General features: G+C 72.2%; 22 protein-coding genes. All 22 read left to right on the top strand.

Annotated elements, in window-relative coordinates:
* The first annotated feature begins 192 nt into the window (after positions 1–192).
* The 22 genes from AB0N76_RS33975 (at position 193) to AB0N76_RS33870 (ending at position 24,922) form a co-directional block, all read left to right on the top strand.
* Positions 193–885 carry a response regulator transcription factor gene (locus AB0N76_RS33975; RefSeq protein WP_363563880.1) on the top strand — a complete coding sequence of 231 codons (693 nt, stop codon included), beginning with the start codon at positions 193–195 and terminating at the stop codon, positions 883–885.
* A gap of 147 nt (positions 886–1,032) precedes the next feature.
* A complete protein-coding gene (locus AB0N76_RS33970; RefSeq protein ID WP_363563878.1) occupies positions 1,033–1,962 on the top strand; it encodes a DUF2520 domain-containing protein in 930 nt (309 codons plus the stop codon).
* A complete protein-coding gene (gene panC, locus AB0N76_RS33965) occupies positions 1,962–2,867 on the top strand; it encodes a pantoate--beta-alanine ligase (RefSeq protein WP_363563876.1) in 906 nt (301 codons plus the stop codon). The genes AB0N76_RS33970 and panC overlap by 1 nt, the downstream gene beginning before the upstream one ends.
* Positions 2,868–2,929: 62 nt before the next feature.
* On the top strand, positions 2,930–3,379 hold the full coding sequence (gene panD / locus AB0N76_RS33960; protein ID WP_363563874.1) for an aspartate 1-decarboxylase: 450 nt from the start codon (positions 2,930–2,932) through the stop codon (positions 3,377–3,379).
* A gap of 15 nt (positions 3,380–3,394) precedes the next feature.
* Positions 3,395–5,068: an L-aspartate oxidase gene (locus AB0N76_RS33955; RefSeq protein ID WP_363563872.1), complete on the top strand. Its 1,674-nt coding sequence runs from the start codon at positions 3,395–3,397 to the stop codon at positions 5,066–5,068.
* 5 nt (positions 5,069–5,073) lie between these two features.
* Entirely contained in the window at positions 5,074–6,105 is a 1,032-nt protein-coding gene (gene nadC, locus AB0N76_RS33950) for a carboxylating nicotinate-nucleotide diphosphorylase (protein ID WP_363563870.1), read from the top strand.
* An 86-nt stretch (positions 6,106–6,191) separates the two neighbouring features.
* Entirely contained in the window at positions 6,192–6,977 is a 786-nt protein-coding gene (locus AB0N76_RS33945; protein WP_363563868.1) for a type III pantothenate kinase, read from the top strand.
* A gap of 190 nt (positions 6,978–7,167) precedes the next feature.
* Complete coding sequence (locus AB0N76_RS33940; RefSeq protein ID WP_363563866.1) at positions 7,168–7,449, top strand: LuxR C-terminal-related transcriptional regulator; 282 nt, start codon at positions 7,168–7,170, stop codon at positions 7,447–7,449.
* A 141-nt stretch (positions 7,450–7,590) separates the two neighbouring features.
* Entirely contained in the window at positions 7,591–8,007 is a 417-nt protein-coding gene (locus tag AB0N76_RS33935; protein WP_363563864.1) for a hypothetical protein, read from the top strand.
* A gap of 83 nt (positions 8,008–8,090) precedes the next feature.
* The gene (locus AB0N76_RS33930; RefSeq protein WP_363563862.1) at positions 8,091–9,053 is read left to right on the top strand and encodes a hypothetical protein; all 963 of its coding nucleotides are present in this window, start codon (positions 8,091–8,093) and stop codon (positions 9,051–9,053) included.
* Positions 9,054–9,142: 89 nt separating this feature from the next.
* Entirely contained in the window at positions 9,143–10,798 is a 1,656-nt protein-coding gene (locus AB0N76_RS33925) for a peptidoglycan-binding protein (protein ID WP_363563860.1), read from the top strand.
* Between the two features lie 50 nt (positions 10,799–10,848).
* The gene (locus AB0N76_RS33920) at positions 10,849–11,562 is read left to right on the top strand and encodes an ABC transporter ATP-binding protein (protein ID WP_363563882.1); all 714 of its coding nucleotides are present in this window, start codon (positions 10,849–10,851) and stop codon (positions 11,560–11,562) included.
* Positions 11,559–12,842, top strand: coding sequence for an ABC transporter permease (locus AB0N76_RS33915; RefSeq protein ID WP_363563858.1), 1,284 nt, complete (start codon positions 11,559–11,561; stop codon positions 12,840–12,842). The genes AB0N76_RS33920 and AB0N76_RS33915 overlap by 4 nt, the downstream gene beginning before the upstream one ends.
* A gap of 93 nt (positions 12,843–12,935) precedes the next feature.
* Positions 12,936–13,775 carry a hypothetical protein gene (locus tag AB0N76_RS33910; RefSeq protein WP_363563856.1) on the top strand — a complete coding sequence of 280 codons (840 nt, stop codon included), beginning with the start codon at positions 12,936–12,938 and terminating at the stop codon, positions 13,773–13,775.
* A gap of 244 nt (positions 13,776–14,019) precedes the next feature.
* Complete coding sequence (locus AB0N76_RS33905; protein ID WP_363563854.1) at positions 14,020–15,771, top strand: hypothetical protein; 1,752 nt, start codon at positions 14,020–14,022, stop codon at positions 15,769–15,771.
* An 88-nt stretch (positions 15,772–15,859) separates the two neighbouring features.
* Positions 15,860–17,416 carry a bifunctional lysylphosphatidylglycerol synthetase/lysine--tRNA ligase LysX gene (gene lysX / locus AB0N76_RS33900; RefSeq protein WP_363563852.1) on the top strand — a complete coding sequence of 519 codons (1,557 nt, stop codon included), beginning with the start codon at positions 15,860–15,862 and terminating at the stop codon, positions 17,414–17,416.
* Between the two features lie 4 nt (positions 17,417–17,420).
* A complete protein-coding gene (locus AB0N76_RS33895) occupies positions 17,421–17,543 on the top strand; it encodes a hypothetical protein (protein ID WP_363563850.1) in 123 nt (40 codons plus the stop codon).
* A gap of 127 nt (positions 17,544–17,670) precedes the next feature.
* The gene (locus AB0N76_RS33890; protein WP_363563848.1) at positions 17,671–18,129 is read left to right on the top strand and encodes a BlaI/MecI/CopY family transcriptional regulator; all 459 of its coding nucleotides are present in this window, start codon (positions 17,671–17,673) and stop codon (positions 18,127–18,129) included.
* A 9-nt stretch (positions 18,130–18,138) separates the two neighbouring features.
* Positions 18,139–18,675, top strand: a complete 537-nt coding sequence (locus tag AB0N76_RS33885; protein WP_363563846.1) for an amino-acid N-acetyltransferase — start codon at positions 18,139–18,141, stop codon at positions 18,673–18,675.
* A gap of 91 nt (positions 18,676–18,766) precedes the next feature.
* A complete protein-coding gene (locus AB0N76_RS33880) occupies positions 18,767–19,117 on the top strand; it encodes an Lsr2 family protein (protein ID WP_363563844.1) in 351 nt (116 codons plus the stop codon).
* A gap of 581 nt (positions 19,118–19,698) precedes the next feature.
* A complete protein-coding gene (locus AB0N76_RS33875) occupies positions 19,699–22,218 on the top strand; it encodes an ATP-dependent Clp protease ATP-binding subunit (protein ID WP_363563842.1) in 2,520 nt (839 codons plus the stop codon).
* Between the two features lie 352 nt (positions 22,219–22,570).
* Positions 22,571–24,922 (top strand): immune inhibitor A domain-containing protein, encoded by a 2,352-nt coding sequence (locus AB0N76_RS33870; protein WP_363563840.1) that lies wholly within the window; start codon positions 22,571–22,573, stop codon positions 24,920–24,922.
* Positions 24,923–25,556 lie beyond the last annotated feature (634 nt).

Below are 25,556 nucleotides of genomic sequence, written 5' to 3'. Positions count from 1 at the left end.
CCGGCGGCGGCTTCCGGATCCGCGCCGTGCTGCCGCTCAAGACGGCCCACTGACGGGACGGCCCGACCGAGACGGCCCGCTCAAGACGGCCCGCTCAAGACGGCCCACCGACGAGACGGCCCCTGACAAGGTGGCCCCCTGAACCGCCGTTCCACCGAGGAGCGCAGTCCCACCGAGGAGCTAGGAGCCACCTTGACCATCCGCGTGATGCTGGTCGACGACCAGGAGCTGCTGCGTACCGGATTCCGGATGATCCTGCAGTCGCAGGGCGACATCGAGATCGCCGCCGAGGCCGGGGACGGCGCCCAGGCCGTGGAGAAGCTCCGGCACACGGAGGTGGACGTCATCCTGATGGACGTCCGGATGCCGCGGCTGGACGGCGTGCAGGCCACCCGGCGGATCTGCCTCGCCGAGGACGGCAGCCCGCTGCCGAACGCCCCGCATGTGCTCATCCTCACCACCTTCGACCTCGACGAGTACGCCTTCGCCGCGCTCAAGGCCGGGGCCAGCGGCTTCCTGCTCAAGGACGTGCCGCCGACCGAACTGGTGGCGGCGATCCGCGCGGTGTACGGCGGGGACGCGGTGGTCGCGCCGACCACCACCCGCCGCATGATCGACCGCTTCGCCGAGGTGCTGCCCACCCCGCAGAGCGGCCCGGGCGGCGCGAACACCCTGAGCCCGCTCACCGAGCGCGAGCGCGAGGTGTTCCTGCTGGTCGCGCAGGGCCTGTCGAACGGGGAGATCGCCGCCCGGCTGGTGCTCTCCGAGGCCACCGTGAAGACCCACGTCGGGCGGATCCTGGCCAAGCTGGGCCTGCGCGACCGGGTGCAGGCGGTGGTGCTGGCGTACGAGGCGGGCCTGATCCGGGCCGGCGCCGGGGACTGAGCCGGCCGAGCCGGCCGAGCGGACCGGCGGGGCCGGACGGACCGAGCGGACCGAGCCCTTCCGGGGCTTCCCGTCCACCGTAGAATGGGCCGGTACGTCCGGTACCCGTCAGTGGACTGGAACGGAGCTCAGGACAAAGGTGGGCGCGTGACCGACTTCGGCGATCTGGCCCCGTTCGGCGACCCGGCCGACCCCGGCAACCGCCCCGCGCGGCTCGCCGTCGGCGTGGTCGGCACCGGCCGGGTCGGCCCCGCGCTCGGCGCCGCGCTCCAGCTCGCCGGCCACACGGTGGTCGCCGCCTCCGGGGTCTCCGCCGCCTCCCGCCGCCGCGCCGAGACGCTGCTGCCGGGCGTGCGGATCGTCACCCCGCCACAGGTGCTGGCCGCCGCCGACCTGGTGCTGCTCACCGTCCCCGACGACGCGCTGGCCGACCTGGTGGCGGGCCTCGCCGCGACCGGCGCCGTCCGCCCCGGCCAGCTGCTGGTGCACACCTCCGGCGCGCACGGCGTGGCCGTCCTGGAGCCGGCCACCCGGGCCGGCGCGCTGCCGCTCGCGCTGCACCCGGCGATGACCTTCACCGGCACCTCGGTCGACCTGGCCCGGCTGGCCGGCTGCCCGTTCGGGGTGACCGCGCCCGAGGAGCTGCGTCCGGTCGCCGAGGCCCTGGTGGTGGAGATGGGCGGCGAGCCCGAGTGGGTGCCGGAGGACGTCCGCCCGCTCTACCACACGGCCCTCGCGCACGGCGCGAACCACCTGGTCACCCTGGTCGCGCAGGCGCTGGAGCTGCTCCGCACGGCCGGTGTCGCCGAGCCCGGCCGGATGCTCGGCCCGCTGCTCGGCGCCGCGCTCGACAACTCACTGCGCTCCGGCGACGCGGCCCTCACCGGCCCGGTCGCCCGGGGCGACGCCGGCACCGTACGCCGCCACCTGGCGCAGCTCAGTACGGTGTCCCCGGACATCCCGGCCGCCTACCGGGCGATGGCCCGCGCCACCGCCCAGCGGGCACTCGCCAACGGGACGATCGACGAAACGTCGGCGGCGGAGCTGCTGGACGTTCTGAACGAGGAGAAGCACTGATGGCACGCGGCAAGCAGCCGGGCAAGGCCCAGCGAGCCCCGAAGGTCCACCGGGCCGTGGTCACGCGCACCGTCGACGACTTCGAGGCCGCGTTCTGGCCGGACGAGCAGCCGGTGGACAACGCGGTCGTGATGACGATGGGCGCGCTGCACGAGGGCCACGCCGCGCTGATCCGCGCCGCCCGCAAGCAGGTCGGCCAGGACGGCCGGGTCGCCGTCACGGTCTTCGTCAACCCGCTGCAGTTCGGCGCCGGCGAGGACCTGGAGCGCTACCCGCGCACCCTGGACGAGGACGTCCGGCTGGCCGAGGAGGCCGGCGCCGACGTGGTCTTCGCGCCGTCCGTCGACGAGGTCTACCCGAACGGCGAGCCGCAGGTGCGGCTGGCGGCCGGCCCGATGGGCGAGCGCTACGAGGGCGCCACCCGGCCCGGCCACTTCGACGGGGTGCTGACCGTGGTCGCCAAGCTGCTGCACATCACCGACCCGGACTTCGCCTTCTTCGGCGAGAAGGACGCCCAGCAGCTGGCCGTCATCCGGCGGATGGTGGCCGACCTGGACTTCGACGTCGAGATCGTCGGCGTGCCGACCGTCCGTGAGGAGGACGGCCTGGCCCTGTCCTCCCGCAACCGCTACCTCTCGGCCGAGGAGCGCGCCCGCGCGCTCGTCCTCTCCAAGGCGCTGTTCGCCGGCCGCGACGTGGCCGCGCAGGGCCCGAAGGCCGTGCGCGAGGCCGCCGCGGCCGCCCTCGACGCCGCCGAGGGCGTCGAGCTCGACTACCTCGCCCTGATCGATCCGCACGACTTCACCGAGGCGCCGGACGACTTCCAGGGCGAGGCGGTGCTGGCCGTCGCCGCGAAGGTGGGCTCGACCCGCCTGATCGACAACGCCCGCATCATCGTTCGGTAACCCCGTTCGGTTCCACCCGAGCAGTCCCCCTAGGCATGCACTCACAGGAGGCGTGACCCGCAATGCTCCGCACCATGCTCAAGTCCAAGATCCACCGGGCCACCGTGACCCAGGCCGACCTGCACTACGTCGGCTCGGTCACGGTGGACGAGGACCTGCTCGACGCCGCCGACCTGCTCCCCGGCGAGCTGGTCCACATCGTCGACATCAACAACGGCGCCCGGCTGGAGACCTACACCATCGCCGGCCCGCGCGGCTCCGGCGTGATCGGGATCAACGGCGCCGCGGCCCGCCTGGTCCACCCCGGCGACCTCGTCATCCTGATCGCCTACGGGCAGATGGACACCGCCGAGGCCAAGGGCTACCTGCCCAAGGTCGTCTTCGTCGACGAGCGGAACCGGATCACCGGCCTGGGCGGCGACCCCGCCGAAGCCGGGGAGGGCACCGGACTGCTGCGCGGGGACGCGGCGTACCGTGGCGACAGCGGTGCCGACGTCGCCGCCGCGCGCTAAGGAGCCACTGAAGCCATGTCCGTCTCGCACCGCCTCACCGCCCCGGCCCCCGGCTGGACCACGACGACCGACGTCGTCGTGGTCGGTTCCGGCGTGGCCGGGCTCACCGTCGCCCTCAACGCCCGCGAGGCCGGCCTGCGGGTCCTGGTGGTCACCAAGGCGATGCTGGACGAAGGCTCCACCCGCTGGGCCCAGGGCGGCATCGCCGCCGCCCTGGGCGAGGGGGACACCCCCGGCCAGCACCTGGACGACACCCTGGTGGCCGGGGCCGGTCTCTGCGACGAGGACAGCGTCCGCACCCTGGTCACCGAGGGCCCGGACGCGGTCCGCCGGCTGATCGCGGTCGGCGCCGCCTTCGACCGGGGCGCGGACGGCGAGATCCTGCTCACCCGCGAGGGCGGCCACCACCGCAACCGGATCGCGCACGCCGGCGGGGACGCCACCGGCGCCGAGATATCGCGTGCCCTGGTCGCCGCCGTCCGGGGCGACGAGGGCATCGAACTGATCGAGCACGCCCTCGTCCTCGACCTGCTCACCGACGCCGACGGGCACGCCGCCGGCCTGACCCTGCACGTCATGGGCGAGGGCCGGCGGGACGGCGTCGGCGCGGTCCGGGCCCGCGCGGTGGTGCTCGCCACCGGCGGCATGGGCCAGGTCTTCTCGGCGACCACCAACCCGGCGGTCTCCACCGGCGACGGCGTGGCGCTCGCCCTGCGGGCCGGCGCCGAGGTCACCGACCTGGAGTTCGTCCAGTTCCACCCGACCGTGCTCTGGCTCGGCCCCGAGGCGGAGGGCCAGCAGCCGCTGGTCTCCGAGGCGGTCCGCGGCGAGGGCGCCCACCTGGTCGACGCGGACGGCGTCCGGTTCATGGTCGGCCGGCACGAGCTCGCCGAGCTGGCCCCGCGCGACATCGTCGCCAAGGCCATCACCCGCCGGATGCAGCTCAACGGCGCCGAGCACATGTACCTGGACGGGCGGCACTTCGGCGCCGAGATGTGGGAGCGGCGCTTCCCCACCATCCTGGCGTCCTGCCGCTCGCACGGCATCGACCCGGTCACCGAGCCGGTCCCGGTCGCCCCGGCCGCGCACTACGCCTCCGGCGGGGTGCGCACCGACGGCCACGGCCGGACCACCGTCCCCGGCCTGTACGCCTGCGGCGAGGTGGCCTGCACCGGTGTGCACGGCGCCAACCGGCTGGCGTCCAACTCGCTGCTGGAGGGCCTGGTCTTCGCCGAGCGGATCGCCGCCGACCTGGCCGCCCGGCACGCGGCCGGCGACCTGCCCGAACGCACCGTCGACGTGGCGGCCGCCCGGGCCGCCCGGCCGGTGCCGCTGCCCGCGCCCGAGGCGCGGGCCGAGGTCCAGCGGCTGATGTCGCGCGGCGCGGGCGTGCTGCGCTCGGCCGCGTCGCTGGCCGCGACGGCGGAGGGGCTGGCGCTGCTCGCCGAGCAGGCGCACGCCCACGTCGCCGAGGAGAAGCCGGCCGACCCCCGGGTGGAGACCTGGGAGGCGGCCAACCTGCTGCTGGTCGCCGGCGCGCTGGTCACCGCCGCCACGCAGCGCGCGGAGACCCGCGGCTGCCACTGGCGCGAGGACTTCCCGGAGCGGGACGACGCGCGCTGGCGCCGCCACCTGATCACCACCCTCACCGCCTCCGGCGGACCCGTCAGCACCCCCGAGGAGCAGTAACCACCATGACCGACGCGACCGACGTGACCCACCTGCACGAGCACGACGCGCACGCGCACGACGCGCACGCGCACGACGAGCACGAGCACGACGAGCTGCCGCTGGCCGGCGGCTGCGGCGACGGCTGCGCCTGCGGGGACGGCGAGGGCTACGAGACCGGCCTGGACCCGCAGCTCGCCGAGCTGCTGGAGGAGGCCGGGCTGGACCCGATCGAGGTCGAGGACATCGCCACCCTGGCGCTGGCCGAGGACCTGGCCGGCGGCGAGGACGTCACCTCGGTGGCCACCGTGCCGGCCGACGCCGTCGCCACCGCCGACTTCACCGCCCGCGAGGCCGGCGTGGTGGCCGGTCTGCGGATCGCCGAGGCGGTCGTCTCGCTGGTCTGCGAGGAGGAGTTCGAGGTCGAGCGGCACGTCCAGGACGGCGACCGGGTCGAGGCCGGCCAGGTGCTGCTCTCGGTCCGCTCCCGCACCCGGGACCTGCTGACCGCCGAGCGCAGCGCGCTCAACCTGCTCTGCCACCTGTCCGGCATCGCGACCGCCACCCGGGCCTGGACGGACGCCCTGGCGGGCACCGGCGCGGTGGTCCGCGACACCCGCAAGACCACTCCGGGTCTGCGCGCGCTGGAGAAGTTCGCGGTCCGCTGCGGCGGCGGCGCCAACCACCGGATGGCGCTCTCCGACGCGGCCCTGGTCAAGGACAACCACGTGGTCGCGGCGGGCGGCGTCGCCGAGGCGTTCCGCGCCGTCAAGGCGGCCTACCCCGAGCTGCCGGTCGAGGTCGAGGTCGACACCCTGGAGCAGATCCCGCCGGTCCTGGAGGCCGGGGCCGAGCTGATCCTGCTGGACAACTTCACCGTCGCGCAGCTGCGCGAGGCCGTCGCCCTGGTGGCCGGCCGGGCCAAGCTGGAGGCGTCCGGCGGACTCACCCTGGCCACCGCGCACGAGGTCGCCCAGACTGGTGTCGACTACCTGGCCGTGGGCGCGCTGACCCACTCCTCGCCGATCCTGGACATCGGCCTGGACCTGCGCGCCTGACCGTTCCACCGGCCGTTCGCCCGGCCCGTCCGCCCGCTCGTCCGCCCGCTCGTCCGCCCGCTGGTCCTCGAAGCAGAAAGCGCCCCATGCTGCTCACCATCGACGTCGGCAACACCCAGACCACCCTCGGCCTGTTCGGCGGCGAGGAAGTGGTCGAGACCTGGCGGATCTCCACCGATCCGCGCCGCACGGCGGACGAGCTGGCGGTACTGCTGCACGGCCTGATGGGCTCGCACACGGCGATCGCCGACGCGACGATCGAGGGCCTGGCGATCTGCTCCTCCGTCCCCTCCGTGCTCCACGAGTTCCGCGAGGTGACGCGCCGCTACTACGGCGACGTCCCCGCGGTGATCGTGGAGCCGGGGGTGAAGACGGGCGTGCACGTCCTGATGGACAACCCCAAGGAGGTCGGCGCCGACCGGATCGTCAACGCGCTGGCCGCCAACCACCTCTACGGCGGCCCGTGCATCGTGGTCGACTTCGGCACCGCCACCACCTTCGACGCGGTCAACGCCCGCGGCGACTACGTCGGCGGCGCGATCGCCCCCGGCATCGAGATCTCGGTCGAGGCGCTCGGCAACCGCGGCGCCCTGCTCCGCAAGATCGAACTGACCCGCCCGCGCAACGTGATCGGCAAGAACACCGTCGAGGGCATGCAGTCCGGCATCCTCTACGGTTTCGCCGGCCAGGTCGACGGCCTGGTCGACCGGATGGCCCGCGAGCTCGCCAAGGACCCCGACGACGTCCAGGTCATCGCCACCGGCGGGCTGGCCCCGCTGGTCCTCGGCGAGGCCGGCACCATCGACGTCCACGAGCCCTGGCTCACCCTCATCGGCCTGCGCCTCGTCTACGAACGCAACCGCCCGAGCTGACCCCGGACGGCGTGAGGCAGTGTGACGCAAGTCACACCTTCACGGAACGGGACATTCACCCACGGTCCCCCCATCGCGACCGAACGTGATCATCGCCCCCTCCGCCACCCCGTGCTAGCTTCGACGATCGGGGCCCCAGCACCCGCCGTACCCCATCGGGGAGAACGGCAGGCACTGAGGGGGAGAACACATGCACGCAACCGTCACCGCCGTCGACGCCGCGCTGGACGAACTGCGCACCTCCGCGTCCCGGATCGACCGGCTGAGCGACCGCCAGGAGGAAGTCCTCCGGCTGCTCGTCCTGGACCTGTCCAACCAGCAGGTCGCCGACCGCCTCGGCATCACCGAACGCACCGTCAAGGCCCACGTCGCCGCCCTGATGGACCGCCTCGGCGTCGACTCCCGGCTCCGCCTGGCCATGGTCGCGCTCTTCCACCGGATGTCCGACTGTCCTTGCGGACAATGGTCATGACTCGAACGACCGCCTAGATTCATGAGCCGCCGGGACGGTTTTCGCGCACGACCCGGCAGCTCTTGGGGGGGAGCACTGTGCGCTCCTCTCCTTCGCGGTCCCGTCGGCGCGACGCCGGCGGGCAGTCCGAAGGATTCTCCGATGAACCTCAAGCGAGTCACCGGCGCCGGTGTGGCGCTGTTCGCGGCCATCGGCCTCGGCGTGGCGGTCGCCCCGCAGGCCTCCGCCCTCGACGGGGACTGCCACTGGGGCAACGCCTGCCTGTACTACAACTCCAGCGGCCACGGCTACGGCGCCTTCTTCGAGCAGCAGGGCGACATCCCGAACTACAAGGACCTCTACCGCTTCGCCGCCGGCGCCCACGGCTCCAACGGCGCCGGCGTGTTCGTCAAGAACCACGCCGCCTACGCGGACAACTGGAACTACACCTCCTCCTTCACCGTGTACGAGTTCAGCGCGAACGGAGGCAGCGGCCGGGTCGACTGGATCGCCCGCTACGGCGAGGCCGACCTGACGGTCACGCACGACAACAACGCGGCCGCCAAGTTCACCGGCTGACCAGCACCGGGCAGCCGGCCCCGGCCGAACCGCCGGGGCCGGCCGCCCGGACCCGTCGCACGATCCATGGAGACCTCGACGCCATGACGCACATCCGCCCGACCGCGGCACCCGCGACCCGACTGGCCCTCGCGGGTGCCGTCGCCCTGCTCGCCGCGGCCTGCACGAGCACCGACTCCGGAGGCGCCAAGGGCACTTCCACCGAGGCCAAGGGCGCCGTCCCGGCGGTCTCGGCACCGCCCTCCATCGCCACGGCCGCCGACAAGGCCCTCCCGATCGACCCGTACCTGCTCAGCTACGAGCAGCGGGACCAGCTGGAGCGCGCCGATTCCGTCCTGGTGACCCGCTGCATGGCGCGGTTCGGCATCCAGTACCAGGCGCCGCCGCAGATCCCCGGCGGCAACCGGCCGCGCAGCCGCACCGACCGCCGGTACCTGGAGATGACCGCGGACAGCGCCCAGGCCTACGGCTACCACGGCGCGGAGGGCGACCGCCCGACCCCCGCACCGCCGCCGCCCCAGGTCTCGGACGCGACCCGGCTGGTGCTGACCGGCAGCGCCGCCGCGAACGCCAAGAGCGGGCAGGGCGGCCAGGACTACAACGGCGCCAAGGTCCCGAAGGGCGGCTGCCTCGGCGAGGCCAAGGAGAAGCTCGGCGCCAACCCGTCCAACAACGGCGGCGGCGACGCCCAGCTCGCCCGCGACATCGACGCCGGCGCCCGGGAGCGGTCGAAGACCGACGACCGCGTCCTGGGGGTGTTCAAGAGCTGGTCCGACTGCATGCGGACCAAGGGCTACGACTACCCCGACCCGGTCAAGGTCCTGGACGACCCGCGCTGGTCCTCCCCCGCGCCCACCGACGTGGAGCGCGGCACCGCGGTGGCCGACGTCGCCTGCAAGCAGCAGGCCAACGTGGTCGGCGTCTGGTTCGCCGTCGAGGCGGCCTACGAGAGCCAGCTCATCGAGCAGAACACCACGGCCCTCGCGCAGATCCGCAAGGAGAACGAGGACCGGCTGCGCGCCGCCGCCCAGGCCCTCTCCTCGTGAACGCGGAAACCCCGTGACAACCCTGATGTAGCGTCAGGTCGTCTCTATCGCTGGACACTTGGATCGATCTTCCGGAACGAGGGTGGGGCGTGGCCGAGTTCGAGGAGCCGGCGGGCGAGGACGAGGTGGCCGGGGGGCGGGGGATCCGTCGGCGGCGGCGGGTGCTGGTGGGGGTCGTGGCGGCGGCGGTGGTGCTGGCCGGGGGCGGGGTGGCCGCGTCGACGATGATCAAGTCGCCCGCGCAGGCGGCCGCGGAGAGCGCGGCCCCGCCGCCGGACGTGCTGACGGCGGCGGTGGAGAAGCGGGTGCTGACCGACTCGGTGGTGATCCGCGGGCAGGTGAGCGCCGGGCAGTCGGTGGACGTGGCGCCGGCCGGGGGCGGCGGGGCGGCCGGGGCCCGGCCGGTGGTGACCAAGCTGCCGGTGAAGGTCGGGGACCAGGTGCAGGCCGGGCAGTCGGTGCTGGAGGTGGCGGGGCGGCCGGTGTTCGCGCTGCACGGTGACCTGCCGGTGTACCGGGACCTCAAGCCGGGCGCCACCGGGCAGGACGTCAAGCAGCTCCGGGAGGCCCTGCGGGAGCTGGGGTTCGGCTCGGACGGGGACGCCGAGGGGACGTACGGGGAGGCCACCAAGGCGGCGGTGAAGGCGTTCTACGCGGCGCGCGGCTACGACCCGCTACCGGCCGTGCCGGACGGGGAGGCGCAGTCGGCCGCCGCCCAGGACGCGGTGACCGGGGGCGAGCGGGCGCTGGCGGACGCCAAGGACGCGCTGAAGGCGGCGCGGAAGCGGTACGACGAGGCGGTGGCCGCCGCCCGGCAGCAGGAGCAGCAGGCCCAGTCGCAGGCCCAGTCGCAGACGCCCCAGCCGAGCGGTGAACCGCAGCCGCCCGCGGTCGGTGGCCCCGCCGCCCCCACCGCCACCGGCCGGCCGGCCGCGCCCGGCGGGGCGGGCAGCGGCTCCGCGCCCGTCGGCGAGAGCCCGGTGGACGCCGCCCGGACCGCCGTCGACGCCGCCCAGAAGCAGGTGAACCGGTCCACCGAGGACCTCGCCAAGCTGCGGAAGAAGGTGACGGACGCGAAGGCCGCCACCGGCCCGCTGGTCCCGGCGGCCGAGCTGCTGTTCCTCTCCGGCTTCCCGGCCCGGGTCGACGCGGTGACCGGCCGGGTCGGCGGCGAGGTCACGGGCAAGGTGCTGACCGTCTCGGCCGGCGCGCTGGTGGTGAAGGGCAGTCTGACCGTCTCGGACAAGGGCCTGGTCCACCCCGGCCAGGCGGTGGAGGTGCTCTCCGAGGTGACCGGCGTCAAGGCCGCCGCCAAGGTCGCCGCGGTGGCCGACACCCCCGGGGACGGCCAGTCGGCCGGCGCCGGCCAGGGCGGCGCGCCGGGCGGCGGCCAGAACCAGCCGGTCGCGCCGGTCGGCGGCGGCGCCAACGGCTACCAGCTGGTGGTCCAGCCGGACGCGCCGCTGGACCCGCGGCTGGCCGGCCAGGACGTCCGGCTGACCGTGCAGGCGGCCTCCTCGGCGGGCCCGGTGCTGGTCGTGCCGCTGTCGGCGGTCTCCGCGACGGCGGACGGGAAGACGGTGGTGACGGTGTACGAGAACGGGCAGCGCCGCCGGGTGGAGGTCACCCCGGGGACGGTGGGCGGCGGCAGCGCCGAGGTCCGGCCGCTGGCCGAGGGCACGCTGACCCCCGGTGACCAGGTGATCGTCGGGATCAAGGACGCCACCCGGGCGGGCGCCAAGTGAGCCGTCCCGAGCAGCTGAGCATCCCCGAGCAGCTGAGCCCGCCCGAACAGGTGGGCCGGCCCGAGCAGACGGCCGTCCCCGTCATCGAGTTCCGCCAGGTCGGGCTGACCTACCCGGGCCCGCCGCCGGTGGCCGCGTTCAAGCCCTGCGACCTGGCCGTCGGGACCGGCGAGTACGTCACGGTGATCGGCCCGTCCGGCTCGGGCAAGTCGACCTTCCTCAACATCGCCGGGCTGCTGGACTCCCCCACCAGCGGCCGGTACCTGCTGGACGGCATCGACACCGGCGCGCTCCCGGACGCCGACCGCACCGCGCTGCGCGGACGCCGGATCGGCTTCGTCTTCCAGTCCTTCCACCTGCTGCCGCACCGCTCGGCGGCCGAGAACGTCGCCCTCGCGATGCTCTACACCGCGACCCGGGGACGGCGCGGCGCGGCCGAGCGGCGCGAGCTGGCCCGGGCGGCGCTGGTCCGGGTGGGCCTCGGGCACCGGCTGGACGCGCTGCCGACCCGGCTGTCCGGCGGCGAGCGCCAGCGGGTGGCGATCGCCCGGGCGCTGGTCGGCCGGCCGTCGCTGCTGCTGTGCGACGAGCCGACCGGGAACCTGGACACCGCCACCGCCGAGTCGATCCTGGCGCTGCTGGACGAGTTGCACGCGCAGGGCCTGACCGTGCTGCTGATCACCCACGACCCGCAGGTGGCGGCTCGCGGCCGGCGGACGGTGGCGATCCGGGACGGCGTACTGCGGGAGGTGGCCGCGGCATGAGGCCGAGCGACCCGAAGGCCGGCGATAAGAAGGTGAGCGACCCGAGGCCGTTCCGCCGCCGGACCCGCCCGGTGGAGCGGTCCCGGCTGCCGCTGCGCGACCTCTTCGCCGAGGCGCTGGCCGGGGTGCTGCAGCGGCCCGCCCGGTCGGCGCTGACCGGCCTGGGCACGGTGCTCGGGGTGGGCACCTTCGTGGCGATCCTCGGGCTGACCGCGACCACCTCCTCGCAGATCGACTCCCGGTTCAGCGTGCTGAGCGCGACCGAGGTGAGCGTCGAGGACGTCGGCGGCAGCCGTCCGGAGCTGGTGCGGCTGGCCTTCCCGGCCGACGCCGACGCCCGGATCCAGCGGCTGCACGGGGTCGAGGCGGCCGGGGTGTACTGGCCGGTCGGCCAGGCCTCGGGGTCGGTCCGGGCGGCGCCGGTGGGCCGGCAGGGCGGCGGCGAGCAGGTGTCGGTGGTGGCCGCCTCGGCCGGGGTGCTCGCGGCGGCCGAACCGCACCTGGTGCAGGGCCGGACCTTCGACGCCTGGCACGACTCGACCGGCCGGCAGGTGGCGGTGATCGGCGCGGCGCTGGCCGCCCGGCTGGGCATCAGCACGCTGGACACCCAGCCGGCGGTCTTCCTGGCCGGCCGGCCGTTCACGGTGATCGGGATCGTGGACGACGTGAAGCGCAAGTCGGACCTGCTGCTATCGGTGACGGTGCCGCGCGGGGCGGCCGCCCGGCTCTGGGGCGAGCCGGAGCGCGACCGGGCCAAGATGATCATCTCGACCCGGATCGGCGCCGCCCGGCAGGTCGCCGAGGAGGCGCCGCTCGCCCTGGACCCGGCCCACCCGGAGTACTTCAAGCCGGTCCCGCCGCCGGACCCGCGCACCCTGCGCACCAACGTCACCTCGGACCTGAACCAGCTGTTCCTGCTGCTGGCCGGCATCTGCCTGGTGATCGGCGCGGTCGGGATCGCCAACACCACGCTGGTCGCGGTGCTGGAGCGGACGGGTGAGATCGGCCTGCGCCGGGCGCTGGGCGCGCGGGGGCGGCACATCACCGGCCAGTTCCTCGCCGAGTCGGCCTCGCTGGGCCTGGTCGGCGGTCTGGTGGGCACCTCGCTGGGGGTGCTCACGGTGCTCGGGGTGGCGCTGGCCCGGGACTGGACGCCGGTGGTCGACCCGGTGACGGTGGCGGCCGCGCCGGCGATCGGCCTGCTCACCGGCCTGCTGGCGGGCGTCTACCCGGCCTGGCGGGCGGCCCGGATCCAGCCGGCGGAGGCGCTGCGCCGCTGACCGGAGGGCCGGCACGGGACGTTCCCGAACCACACGCGCGGCATCAACGCGACGTTACCGACAAATCGGATATTCCTCACGTAGTGTCAACCCATGCCTACGCCACACGGATCGCGCGGCGGCATGGCCTTCAGCGCCGACGAAGTCCGCGTGCTGCGCCGCGCCCTCGCCCAAGCCCTGCACCCCGCCGCCCCCGGCCACCCCCGGTCCGCGTACACCACCCCGTACGCCACCACCCCGTACACCGCCGTCCCGCAGCCCGAGCCGTACGGCGACCCGTACGCCGCGCTGTGGGCCGAGGACGTCCAGGACGCGCTGCGCCTGACCGAGGCGATCGACGAGGCCGTCCAGGAGGGCGGCCGGCTGCGCGCCTTCCTGCTCGCCGACCTCGACCGCTACCGGGCCGCCCTGCCCGGCAGCGCCGGCGGCTACCTGGAACGCCTGGAGGAGGCGGTGACCGACGGCTACCTCCCCGGACCGGAGGACCTCACCGCGCTGCGCGGGCTGACCCGCCAGCCCTGCGGCCAGGGCGAACGGTCCCGCCGCTCGCGGTTGGCCGGGCGCTGCCACGCGCTGGCCGAGGCCGCCGTCCGCGAACGGCTCGCCCTCACCACCGGCCAGCGCCACCTCGTCGCCGTACCGAGCCCCGCCGCACCCCCGAGCAGTCCCCTCACCCCTGTTGGAGGACGGATCCCGATGAGCAGCACCGAGCCCCCCGTCGAGCAGCCCGCCGCCGCCCGCAAGGGCCCCCAGCGGAGCCCCCAGGACCAGCAGGAGCAGCAGCAGGACCGGCCGTCGGCCCGCCCGTACCGGATGCCCACGCCCGCCGAGCTGTTCGGCCGCCGCCTCAAGCCGCCGGCCCACAAGCTCCCGGCCCACCCGGTCGCGCCGCCCGTGCCCGAGGACCTGGAGCTGGCCACCGGCACCGGCTGAGCCCGCCCCGCCACCGCCTCCCGGGGAGGCCGCGTCCGGCACACCGCCGGACCCGGCCTCCCCGGCGCATGTGTCGACAATCGCCCCGCCCGGCCGGGCCGTTCGTGTCACAACTCGATAACCATCGCGGTGCGGGCCGCCGGATCGCTCCCGTCCTGTACGAATTGATGACCGATCACCCGGGTTGACGGCGGCCCGGCCGTCCATAGGGTCGCGGGGACACTCCACGATCAAGAGGATCCCCGTGAACTCGACCCGCACGCGCCGGGCGCTCGGCGCGGCGGCGGCGACCGCGGTCGCCGCCCTGTCCGTCGGCACGCTGGCCGTCCCGGCCCACGCCGCGGACCACGCGCTCAAGCTCAACGTCAGCTCCACGATCCAGATCCCCACCGAGCCCGCCGCCCAGCCGCAGTTCGGCGACAACGTCTCCATGCGGATCGGCCGCACCGGCAGCGGGGACGTCACGAACGCCGTGCTGACCCTGGACACCAGCGGCCTCGACGGGGTCGCGTCACTCTCGGTCCAGGGCAACGCGTGCAGCACCGCCGCGAAGGTGATCAGCTGCAAGATCTACCTGATCTCCTACGAGGACATCAACATCACCGACTACCTGTGGCTGAGCGCACTGCCCGGGGTGAAGGCCGGCTCCAGTGGCGCCGTTCACGCCACCCTCAGCGCGCCCGGCGCCGAGTCGGCGGCCACCGACTTCAGGGTCGAGGTCGGCGGCGCGGCGTTCCGAACGGCGGAGATCGCACCGCTGGAGAAGGTCAAGACCGGCAGCACTTTCTCTCCCGGCCTGCGGTTCGCCAATCGCGGCGACGTCTCCGCCTCCCGGACGGTCATCGAGGTCATGCTGGTGCCCGGCCTGAGCGTCGACCACTGGCCGTCCAACTGCGAGTACGCGACCTCCCCCGGCCAGGTCGGAAAGAAAGGCTTCGGCGCGCCCATCCCGACCACCCACGGCATCTGCACCATCGAGGGCGAGATCCTGCCCAACGAGCCGGTCCGCCTGAACGGCCTCGACCTCACCGTCACCTCGGAGGCGCTGTACACCTTCGCGGACTTCACCGTCTACTCCGGTCCGGACATGGCCGGCACCCAGGGGCCGGCCTTGCGCAAGCAGTTGGCGTTCCAACGCGGTACCGGCGCGCCCGCCACCCTGACGAGGGACTCTGCCGTGGGCATCCCGTCCGGCTTCCCGGACCGCAACGCCCACTTCGTCGAGCAGGAGGTGTACGCCGACAACGGCGCCGACTTCGAGCTGACCGGGGTCTGGGCCCCGGACCCCTCCGGCCGCAAGGGCGCCCTGACCGTCACCGCCACCAACCGCGGCCCGGCCTCGATCATGGACCGAAGCCTCGGTGAGGGCACCCCCCACATCCGCGTCCAGCTCCCCGAGGGTGCCTCCATCGCCGAGCTCCCGAAGGGCTGCCAGGCGGACGACTACGTGCTCGGGCAGAAGCAGGACCGCTCGCTCAACAAGTTCGACTGCGAGGTCTTCGACTGGTTCATGCCCAACGGCGCGACCGCCTCGCGCACCCTGGGCGTCCAGCTGGACGAGGGCACCACCCCGCTGAGCGCCACCGTCTCCTTCCAGGACGAGCAGAGCGACCTGGAGGAGGGGTACCCGGCCGCTCTCATGACCTGGGACCCGAACCAGGACAACAACCGGGTCAAGGTCGCCCTGCGGTCGGCCCCGGCACCCGCGCCGACCACCCCCGCGCCCGCCGCCACCCCGCCGGCCGCCGCCGTGGTGCCGGCCGCCGTCCCGGTCCCGGTCGCCGCCCCGGTCGCCGCGACGCCCGGCCCGACGGCGCCCGCCCGCGCCGCCCGGTCCTCCTCCTCGACGGTGACGGCCGACCTCGCGGACGGCGGCGAGCTGCCGGACACCGGCAGCGAGCAGGCCGTCCCGCTGGCCTGGGCCTCCGGCACCGCGCTGGCGCTCGGCACCGCCGCGGTGCTCACCTCCCGCCGGCTGGGCCGCCGCCGGGCGTGACGGCCGCCGCGGGCGGACGGCGGCCACCGTCCGCCCGCGGGGGCCTGCCGGTGCCGGGAGCGCCCGTTCGGCTGGCTACCCTGGTGGGGTGAGCGATCAGAGCCCCTCCCCCGCGACCGACGACCTTCCCGAGCAGATGCGCGTCCGGCGCGAGAAGCTGGACCGGCTCCGGGCCGCCGGCATCGACCCGTACCCGGTCGGCTTCCCCCGGACCAGCAGCATCGCCGACCTCCGGGCCAAGCACCCGGACCTCGCTCCGGACACCGCGACCGGCGAGCGGGTCGGCATCACCGGCCGGGTGATCCTCTCCCGCACCGGCGGCAAGCTCTGCTTCGCCACCCTGCGCGACGGCTCCGGCGACCTCCAGGTGATGTTCTCCCTCGACAAGCTGGGCGAGGAGCGGCTGGCGGCCTGGAAGGCCGACATCGACCTCGGCGACCAGGTCGGCGTCGAGGGCGAGGTGATCACCTCCCGGCGCGGCGAGCTGTCGGTGATGGTGGACCGCTGGGAGCTCACCGCCAAGTGCCTGCGCCCGCTGCCGGACAAGCACAAGGGCCTGACCGACCCGGAGGCCCGGGTCCGCCAGCGGTACGTCGACCTGATCGTCAACCCCGAGGCCCGCGAGATCCTGCACCTGCGCTCCAAGGTGGTCCGCTCGATCCGCCGCACCTACGAGGAGCGCGGCTACATCGAGGTCGAGACCCCGATGCTGCAGCCGGTGCACGGCGGCGCCAACGCGCGGCCGTTCAAGACCCACATCAACGCGTACGACATCGACCTCTACATGCGGATCGCCCCCGAGCTGTACCTCAAGCGGCTGGTGGTCGGCGGCGCGGAGAAGGTCTTCGAGATCAACCGCAACTTCCGCAACGAGGGCGCGGACTCCACCCACAACCCCGAGTTCACCTCGCTGGAGTCGTACGAGGCCTACGGCGACTACGACACCCAGGCCGAGCTGATCCGGGCCACCATCATCAACGCCGCCCGGGACGCCCTGGGCACCACGGTGATCAAGGGCCTGGACCCGCACGGCGTGGAGCACGAGATCGACCTGGCCGAGCCGTGGGAGGAGGTCAGCGTCTACCCCGGCATCTCCGCCCGCCTCGGCGCCGAGGTCACCCCGGCGACGAGCGTCGAGGAGCTGCGCGGGCTGGCCGCCGCGCACGGCATCCCGTTCGAGAAGGAGTGGGGCCACGGCCAGATCGTGCTGGAGATGGTCGAGCGCCTGCTGGAGGAGAACGCCGTCCGGCCGACCTTCATCAAGGACTACCCGACCGAGGTCTCCCCGCTGACCCGCCAGCACCGCTCGGTGCCGGGCGTGGCCGAGAAGTGGGACCTGGTGATCTTCGGCACCGAGATCGGCACCGCCTACTCCGAGCTGATCGACCCGGTCGAGCAGCGCGCCCGGCTGACCGCGCAGTCCCTGCTGGCGGCCGGCGGCGACGTCGAGGCGATGCAGGTCGACGAGGACTTCCTGCGGGCCCTGGAGTACGCGATGCCGCCCACCGGCGGCCTCGGGCTCGGGGTGGACCGCCTGATCATGCTGCTCACCGGCAAGAACATCCGGGAGACCGTGCTCTTCCCGCTGGTCAAGCCGGAGCCCAAGGCGTCCGCCGTCGCGGCGGAGAAGACCGAGGAGGAGTGACCTGATGGACTACGTCAGCGCGATCGTCCCGCCGCTGGTCATGGCGATCGGCTTCGGATTCCTGGTGCGGGCCATCATCCGCAGCCAGGGCGGGGCCCAGAAGGCCAAGGAGGACCTGACCGACTGACCGTCGGCCGCTCCCCCCGCCGTACCGCACACCGCGCGCCGCCATTCCCGATTCCGGGGGTGGCGGCGCGCCGGTTTGGCAGCACTTCACAAGATTTGCCCCATTCACTCCCTATCCTGGCCGCACTATGGTCCGGCAACTCGGCGAACTTGAGAACGCCATCATGACCCGGGTGTGGCAGTGGAACCGACCGGTCACGGTTCGCGAGGTTCTCCTGGATCTGCGGTCGGAACGCGAAATCGCGTACACCACGGTGATGACCGTCCTGGACAAGCTGCACAGAAAGGGCTGGCTCCGCCGGGAGCGGGTCGGACGGGCCTATCGATATGAACCGGTCTCGTCCCGCGAGGCGTACACGGCGGCCCTGATGAACGACGCGTGGGCCACCGGCGACAATCCCGCCGCGGCCCTGGTGCACTTCTTCGGCCTGATGTCACCGGAGCAACGCGAGGCACTGCGGGACGCCTTGCGGGTGGCCGCTCTGTTCCCGTCCGATCCGCCCGATCAGGCCGCCGCGGATTCCCCGGAGAGCGGCCGGGAGAGCGGGCGGGATACCGGGGAGACCGGACCGGGCCCGGCACGATAACGTCCCGCCATGGAGGTCACCATCCGCCGGGCGCGGACCACCGACGTGCGGGCCGTGCGCAGGCTCATCGACGCCTACTCGCGGGACGGCATTCTGCTCGACAAGCCCACCGTCACGCTGTTCGAATCGGTGCAGGAGTTCTGGGTCGCGGAACGCGACGACGACGGGACGGTGGTGGCCTGCGGCGCCCTGCACGTGATGTGGGAGGACCTGGCCGAGGTGCGCACGCTCGCGGTCGATCCGTCCTGCCGGGGCCACGGGGTCGGCCACGCGCTGCTGGAGAAGCTGCTGCAGACCGCCCGCTGGCTCGGCGTCCGTCGGATTTTCTGCTTGACGTTCGAGGTTCCCTTCTTCGCGAAACACGGTTTCGTCGAGATCGGGGAGCTCCAGGAAACCGATGATGGTACGACAGACCCGGCGGCGATCGCTACGGATGTCTATGAAGAACTTCTCCGCTCGTACGATGAAGGTGTCGCCGAGTTCCTCGACCTGGAGCGGGTGAAGCCCAACACACTGGGCAACTCGCGCATGCTGCTGCACCTGTGAGCCGCTCCCGGACGGTCAGGGGTTTGTGTTTTCCGGGAAAAGGCGCTTTCCTTTCCTTAGGCAATGGGTCGTTTAGCGGAAAGGGAAGCCCGTGGCACAGAGGGTGCAGGTCATTCTTGAAGACGATCTCGACGGCGGGTCGGCGGACGAGACGGTGACGTTCGCGCTCGACGGCGTTGCCTACGAGATCGACCTGAAGAGCGCCAACGCGGACAAGCTCCGCGGCCTGCTGGCGCCGTACGTCGAGAAGGGCCGCAAGCAGAGCGGCCGGCTGGCCGGCGCCCGCCGTCCGGGCCGCAACGCCGCCCCGCGTCCGTCCGGCAGCGTCCCGGACACCGCCAAGATCCGCGCGTGGGCCAAGGAGCAGGGCCTCGAGGTCAACGACCGCGGCCGGGTGCCCAGCAACGTGCGCGAGGCCTACGAGAAGGCCAACGCGTCCTGACCCCGTCCACGGCACACGCGCGGGGCGCGGAGGGGAATCCTCCGCGCCCCGCGGCGCGCACCGGCCCGAGCGGTTCGGGCTCGGAGGGGGCTTCGGGGCGCGGGACGGTCACGGTCTGTGCAACGCTGGAGTGACCGGGCGGTCACGCGGACGCCACCGGAACGGCCTACCCGCCGTCCGGGCCGCGACTGAACCACCGTCAGCGGCGGCCGACTTCTCGCCGAGCGAACACCGCCACCGCGGAAACTGCGCGAGAACCGTCCCGATACCGGGTATGAATGCAGGTGGACGGGGTCCACGACTCCGTCCGGGGCAGTACGCGTGACCAGTCGGGCACCCGGCGACCACGTCGCGGCGGACGTTGTTCGCCGATGGCGTAGCGGGATCCGGTGCATCCGGCCCGCCAGCGGGAACACCGTCTCCCAACATCGGGTTGGGATTGGTGTCGGCTGGTCGTGCAGCATCTCGCTCCCTGGCAGGGAGCGAATCCGTGGGCCGCGCCGCTGAGCGGGACTAGCATGCGGAAGGACAGGGCGGGGACGGACCCCGAACTGCCCGACCGCTCTGAGGAGCGATAAACGATGTTCGAGAGGTTCACCGACCGCGCGCGGCGGGTTGTCGTCCTGGCTCAGGAAGAAGCCCGGATGCTCAACCACAACTACATCGGCACCGAGCACATCCTCCTGGGTCTGATCCACGAGGGTGAGGGTGTCGCCGCTAAGGCCCTGGAGAGCCTCGGGATTTCTCTTGAGGCCGTTCGCCAGCAGGTCGAGGAGATCATCGGCCAGGGCCAGCAGGCCCCGTCCGGTCACATCCCCTTCACCCCCCGGGCGAAGAAGGTCCTGGAGCTGTCGCTGCGGGAGGCCCTGCAGCTCGGCCACAACTACATCGGCACCGAGCACATCCTGCTCGGTCTGATCCGCGAGGGCGAGGGCGTCGCCGCCCAGGTCCTGGTGAAGCTGGGCGCCGACCTGAACCGGGTCCGCCAGCAGGTCATCCAGCTGCTCTCCGGCTACCAGACCCCCGGCGGCAAGGAGTCGGCCACGGCCGGCGGCCCCGCCGAGGGCACCCCGTCGACCTCGCTGGTCCTGGACCAGTTCGGCCGCAACCTGACCCAGGCCGCCCGCGAGGCCAAGCTCGACCCGGTGATCGGGCGCGAGAAGGAGATCGAGCGGGTCATGCAGGTGCTGTCCCGCCGCACCAAGAACAACCCGGTGCTGATCGGTGAGCCCGGCGTCGGCAAGACCGCCGTCGTGGAGGGCCTGGCCCAGGCGATCGTCAAGGGCGAGGTCCCGGAGACGCTCAAGGACAAGCAGCTCTACACGCTGGACCTCGGCGCCCTGGTCGCCGGCTCCCGCTACCGCGGTGACTTCGAGGAGCGCCTGAAGAAGGTCCTCAAGGAGATCCGCACCCGCGGCGACATCATCCTGTTCATCGACGAGCTGCACACCCTGGTCGGCGCGGGCGCCGCCGAGGGCGCGATCGACGCCGCCTCCATCCTCAAGCCGATGCTGGCCCGCGGCGAGCTGCAGACCATCGGTGCCACCACGCTCGACGAGTACCGCAAGCACCTGGAGAAGGACGCCGCGCTGGAGCGCCGCTTCCAGCCGATCCAGGTCGCCGAGCCGTCGCTGCCGCACACCATCGAGATCCTCAAGGGTCTGCGCGACCGCTACGAGGCCCACCACCGGGTCTCCATCACGGACGCCGCGCTGGTCGCCGCCGCCACCCTGGCCGACCGGTACATCTCGGACCGCTTCCTGCCGGACAAGGCGATCGACCTGATCGACGAGGCCGGTTCCCGGATGCGCATCCGCCGGATGACCGCGCCGCCGGACCTGCGCGAGTTCGACGAGAAGATCGCCGACGTGCGCCGCGAGAAGGAGAGCGCGATCGACGCGCAGGACTTCGAGAAGGCCGCGTCCCTGCGCGACGACGAGAAGCAGCTCCTGCAGGCCAAGGCCAAGCGCGAGAAGGAGTGGAAGGCCGGCGACATGGACGTCGTCGCGGAGGTCGACGAGGAGCTCATCGCCGAGGTCCTGGCCACCGCCACCGGCATCCCGGTCTTCAAGCTGACCGAGGAGGAGACCTCGCGTCTGCTCCGCATGGAGGACGAGCTGCACAAGCGCGTCATCGGTCAGAAGGACGCCATCAAGGCGCTCTCCCAGGCCATCCGGCGCACCCGGGCGGGCCTCAAGGACCCGAAGCGCCCCGGTGGCTCGTTCATCTTCGCCGGCCCGTCCGGCGTCGGTAAGACCGAGCTGTCCAAGACGCTCGCCGAGTTCCTCTTCGGCGACGAGGACGCGCTGATCGCGCTGGACATGTCGGAGTTCTCGGAGAAGCACACCGTCTCCCGGCTCTTCGGCTCGCCCCCCGGCTACGTCGGCTACGAGGAGGGCGGCCAGCTCACCGAGAAGGTGCGCCGCAAGCCGTTCTCGGTCGTCCTCTTCGACGAGGTCGAGAAGGCCCACCCGGACATCTTCAACTCGCTGCTGCAGATCCTGGAGGACGGTCGACTGACCGACTCCCAGGGCCGCGTGGTCGACTTCAAGAACACCGTCATCATCATGACGACCAACCTCGGCACCCGGGACATCTCCAAGGGCTTCAACCTGGGCTTCGCGGCCCAGGGCGACACCCAGACCGGGTACGAGCGGATGAAGGCGAAGGTCGGCGAGGAGCTCAAGCAGCACTTCCGCCCCGAGTTCCTGAACCGCGTCGACGACATCGTCGTCTTCCACCAGCTCTCGGAGGAAGACATCATCCAGATCGTCGACCTCATGATCGCCAAGGTGGACGAGCGGCTCAAGGACAAGGACATGGGCCTGGAGCTCAGCGTCGAGGCCAAGAAGCTGCTGGCCAAGCGCGGCTACGACCCGATCCTGGGCGCCCGTCCGCTGCGTCGCACCATCCAGCGCGAGATCGAGGACCACCTCTCCGAGAAGATCCTCTTCGGCGAGCTGCGGGCCGGCCACATCGTGGTCGTCGGGGTCGACGGCGAGGGCAAGGACGCGAAGTTCACCTTCCGCGGCGAGGAGAAGTCCGCGGTCGCGGACACTCCGGCCGCTGTCGCCTCGTCCGGTCCCGACCTGACGAAGTAGCAACATTTAACAGATAACAGCACACGTTCAGGGCCCCCGGCGTTCGCGCCGGGGGCCCTGGGCGTTTTCCGGGGTGCCGCCGAAGGTGTGACGCGGCCCACGAAGGAGCAGGTGGGGGGCCTGTTCGGGGGCCGGTGCGGGTGCGACCCATCGGAACGTCGTCTTTAATGACAATGTTGTTGACAGCACGTCAGCTGATAGGAAGTCGCGGAGGATAGCGCTGTGGCCATGTCACGGTCAAGGTCTATCTTTTCCGTCCACGCTTGGATCAAATGACCTCCACCTGTCTTTCATTGGTTTACCGGAAGGCCAAGAGCCGGACCGGTTTGGGGAGGACGTCACAACGTTGAAGATGACCAGGAAAGCCGCAGCGGTCGTTTCGACCGCCGCGGTCATAGCCGCGCTGGGCGCGGGGCTGCTCCCGAGCACGGCCGTCGCCGCCGGCTCCGCCCCCGTGCCGCAGGATCCGGCCGACGCCGTTCAGGTCAGCACTGACCACAACATTCCCGGCCCGCTGACCGAGAAGGTCGAGGCCGAGTCGAAGGCCGCCACCGAGCAGCTGCTCGCGGGCACCGCCCAGATCGAGCAGCACGGCGGCGGTTCCAGCATCAAGCTGGGCAAGGACAAGTACGTCGAGCTCGCCCGCGAGCGCACGGACAAGATCTTCACCATCCTGGTGGAGTTCGGTGACGAGGTGGACAACACCACCAAGACGCCGGACGGCAAGATCAAGTACGGGGGTACCCCCGGTCCGCAGCGCAACCAGATCGAGAAGCCCGACGCGGCGAACAACAACTCGACCCTCTGGCAGGCTGACTACAACCAGCAGCACTACCAGGACCTGTACTTCAGCAAGACCCAGGACTCGCTGAAGACGTACTACGAGAAGCAGTCCTCGGGCCGCTACTCGGTCGACGGCCAGGTCACCGACTGGGTGAAGGTCAAGTACAACGAGGCGCGCTACGGCTCGGACTTCTGCGGCCAGCACGTCTGCAACAACGCGCAGGACCTGATCCGCGACGGCATCAACGCCTGGGTCGCCGACCAGAAGGCCAAGGGCCAGACGGACGCTCAGATCAAGGCCACCATCGCGCAGTACGACCAGTGGGACCGGTACGACTACGACCACGACGGCAACTTCAACGAGCCCGACGGTTACATCGACCACTTCCAGATCGTGCACGCCGGTGAGGACCAGTCGGCGGGCGGCGGCAAGCAGGGCACCGACGCGCTCTGGGCCCACCGCTCGTACGCCTACAGCACCCTGGCCGGCACCGCCGGTCCGACCGGCAACAAGCTCGGCGGCACCGCCGTCGGCGACACCGGCATCTGGATCGGCGACTACACCATGCAGCCCGAGAACGGCGGCCTCGGTGTCTTCGCCCACGAGTACGGTCACGACCTCGGTCTGCCGGACCTGTACGACACCTCGGGCAGCGGGATCGACAACTCGGTCGGCTTCTGGTCGCTGATGTCGTCCGGCTCGTGGCTCGGCGAGGGCAAGAACTCGATCGGCGACATGCCGAACGACCTCGACGCCTGGAGCAAGCTCAAGCTCGGCTGGCTGAAGTACGACAAGGCCAAGGCCGGCACCGAGTCGACCCACCACATCGGCCCGGTCGAGTACAACACCAAGCTGCCGCAGGCGCTGGTCGTCGACCTGCCGAAGAAGACCGTCACCACCACCATCAACAAGCCCTTCGCGGGTGCGAACGAGTGGTGGAGCGGCAGCGCGGACGACCTGAACGTCTCGCTGACCCGTGAGGTCGACCTGACCGGCAAGACCTCGGCGGCGCTGTCCGCCAAGGCCTGGTACGACATCGAGCAGGACTTCGACTACGGCTACGCCGAGGTCTCCACCGACGGTGGCGCCAACTGGAAGGCCCTGGACGGCACCTTCAACGGGGTCGCGATCCCGAAGAACGCCTCCGACAACGCCGCCCTGACCGGCAGCTCGGCCGACAAGTGGGGCGACCTCGCCTACTCGCTGGACGCCTACGCCGGCAAGAAGGTCCAGGTCCGCTTCCGCTACACCACCGACGGCGGCCTGCACCTCAAGGGCCTGGCCCTCGACGAGATCGCCATCACCGCCAACGGTGCGGCCATCTTCACCGACGGTGCCGAGAACGGTGACAACGGCTGGACCCCGAAGGGCTTCACCCGCAGCACCGGCAGCTTCTCGAACGACTACGCGCAGTACTACATCGCCGAGAACCGCCAGTACGTCTCGTACGACCGGACCCTCAAGTCCGGCCCGTACAACTTCGGCTTCGCCAACACCAAGCCGGGCTGGGTGGAGCACTACCCGTACCAGCCGGGTCTGCTGATCTGGCTGTGGGACACCTCGCAGACCGACAACAACGTCACCAACCACCCGGGTTCGGGCCTGATCCTCCCGATCGACTCGCACCCGACCCCGATCAAGTGGTCCGACGGCACCCTGATGCGCCCGCGCATCAACGGCTACGACTCGACCTTCGGCTCGCGCCGCGTGGAGGGCCTGACCCTGCACAAGGCCGGCGTCGAGACGGTCGTCCCGAAGGCCAAGGGCGTCGACGAGTTCTCCGACCTGAAGTCGTACTGGTCGAAGGACAACCCGTACAGCAGCGTCATCGTCCCGAAGACGGGCACCAGCATCGAGGTCGAGAACGAGTCCTCGAACTACCTGGAGACCTGGATCCGCGTCCGTCCGGTCGACAACTGATCGATCCGGCAGTGACGCCCGGTCCGTGACCAGGCACCGCTGAACCGATCCGGCCCGCTCCCGCACTCGCGGGGGCGGGCCGGATTCTTTGCGTTCCGGGCGCTTTCCGGGCCTCCTCTCGGGGCGCTTTCGGGGCGCTTTCGGGGCGCTTTCGGGTGGTTCGGGAATGTTTCGACCCGGTTCAAACCCGGCGGGCGGGTGGCGCTGCTCACAGGCCGCGGGGGCGGTACGAGCGGCGGTAGTAGGACGGCCGGGCGGGCGGCCGCGACGCCGAGCCCATGAGCGGACGATCCGATCGCATGATCGTTACTCCGTCGGTTTGAATCTCCGGCGCGATGCTGACTACACGCCGTAGTACGTCACACCGTTTGGGACTCCGCTCGGTGACGGTTACACCTGAGTGGTCCCCCACTCAGCACGCCCGAACGGGCTCAGCGTGGTGCCCCCGTACGTTCGTGAGGTCGAGTTCCGATGTCCCCCGTCCCGCCTCTGGGGCCGGCCCTGTGCCGGCTCGCCGACGCCTTCCTGCGGCAGACCGACCGGAACCGTTCCACCACCGCCGCCGCGGCCGGAGCGGTGGTCCTGACCGGCGCCCTGGTGCTCGCCGGATCGGGCAGCGCCGCCGCGCAGACCA

The sequence above is a fragment of the Kitasatospora sp. NPDC093806 genome (genome assembly GCF_040683335.1).
Taxonomy (GTDB): Bacteria; Actinomycetota; Actinomycetes; order Streptomycetales; family Streptomycetaceae; genus Kitasatospora.
The sequence above is the reverse complement of the archived record's forward strand: the minus strand, read 5'-3'. Positions and strand labels throughout refer to the sequence as shown.

Bases quoted from the DNA above. Each gene is read 5' to 3' on its own strand.
- panC (WP_363563876.1), top strand. From the start codon at position 1,962: ATGGCACGCGGCAAGCAGCCGGGCAAGGCCCAGCGAGCCCCGAAGGTC.
- panD (WP_363563874.1), top strand. From the start codon at position 2,930: ATGCTCCGCACCATGCTCAAGTCCAAGATCCACCGGGCCACCGTGACC.
- AB0N76_RS33955 (WP_363563872.1), top strand. From the start codon at position 3,395: ATGTCCGTCTCGCACCGCCTCACCGCCCCGGCCCCCGGCTGGACCACG.
- nadC (WP_363563870.1), top strand. From the start codon at position 5,074: ATGACCGACGCGACCGACGTGACCCACCTGCACGAGCACGACGCGCAC.
- AB0N76_RS33945 (WP_363563868.1), top strand. From the start codon at position 6,192: ATGCTGCTCACCATCGACGTCGGCAACACCCAGACCACCCTCGGCCTG.
- AB0N76_RS33940 (WP_363563866.1), top strand. From the start codon at position 7,168: ATGCACGCAACCGTCACCGCCGTCGACGCCGCGCTGGACGAACTGCGC.
- AB0N76_RS33935 (WP_363563864.1), top strand. From the start codon at position 7,591: ATGAACCTCAAGCGAGTCACCGGCGCCGGTGTGGCGCTGTTCGCGGCC.
- AB0N76_RS33930 (WP_363563862.1), top strand. From the start codon at position 8,091: ATGACGCACATCCGCCCGACCGCGGCACCCGCGACCCGACTGGCCCTC.
- AB0N76_RS33915 (WP_363563858.1), top strand. From the start codon at position 11,559: ATGAGGCCGAGCGACCCGAAGGCCGGCGATAAGAAGGTGAGCGACCCG.
- AB0N76_RS33910 (WP_363563856.1), top strand. From the start codon at position 12,936: ATGCCTACGCCACACGGATCGCGCGGCGGCATGGCCTTCAGCGCCGAC.
- AB0N76_RS33895 (WP_363563850.1), top strand. From the start codon at position 17,421: ATGGACTACGTCAGCGCGATCGTCCCGCCGCTGGTCATGGCGATCGGC.
- AB0N76_RS33890 (WP_363563848.1), top strand. From the start codon at position 17,671: ATGGTCCGGCAACTCGGCGAACTTGAGAACGCCATCATGACCCGGGTG.
- AB0N76_RS33885 (WP_363563846.1), top strand. From the start codon at position 18,139: ATGGAGGTCACCATCCGCCGGGCGCGGACCACCGACGTGCGGGCCGTG.
- AB0N76_RS33875 (WP_363563842.1), top strand. From the start codon at position 19,699: ATGTTCGAGAGGTTCACCGACCGCGCGCGGCGGGTTGTCGTCCTGGCT.
- AB0N76_RS33870 (WP_363563840.1), top strand. From the start codon at position 22,571: ATGACCAGGAAAGCCGCAGCGGTCGTTTCGACCGCCGCGGTCATAGCC.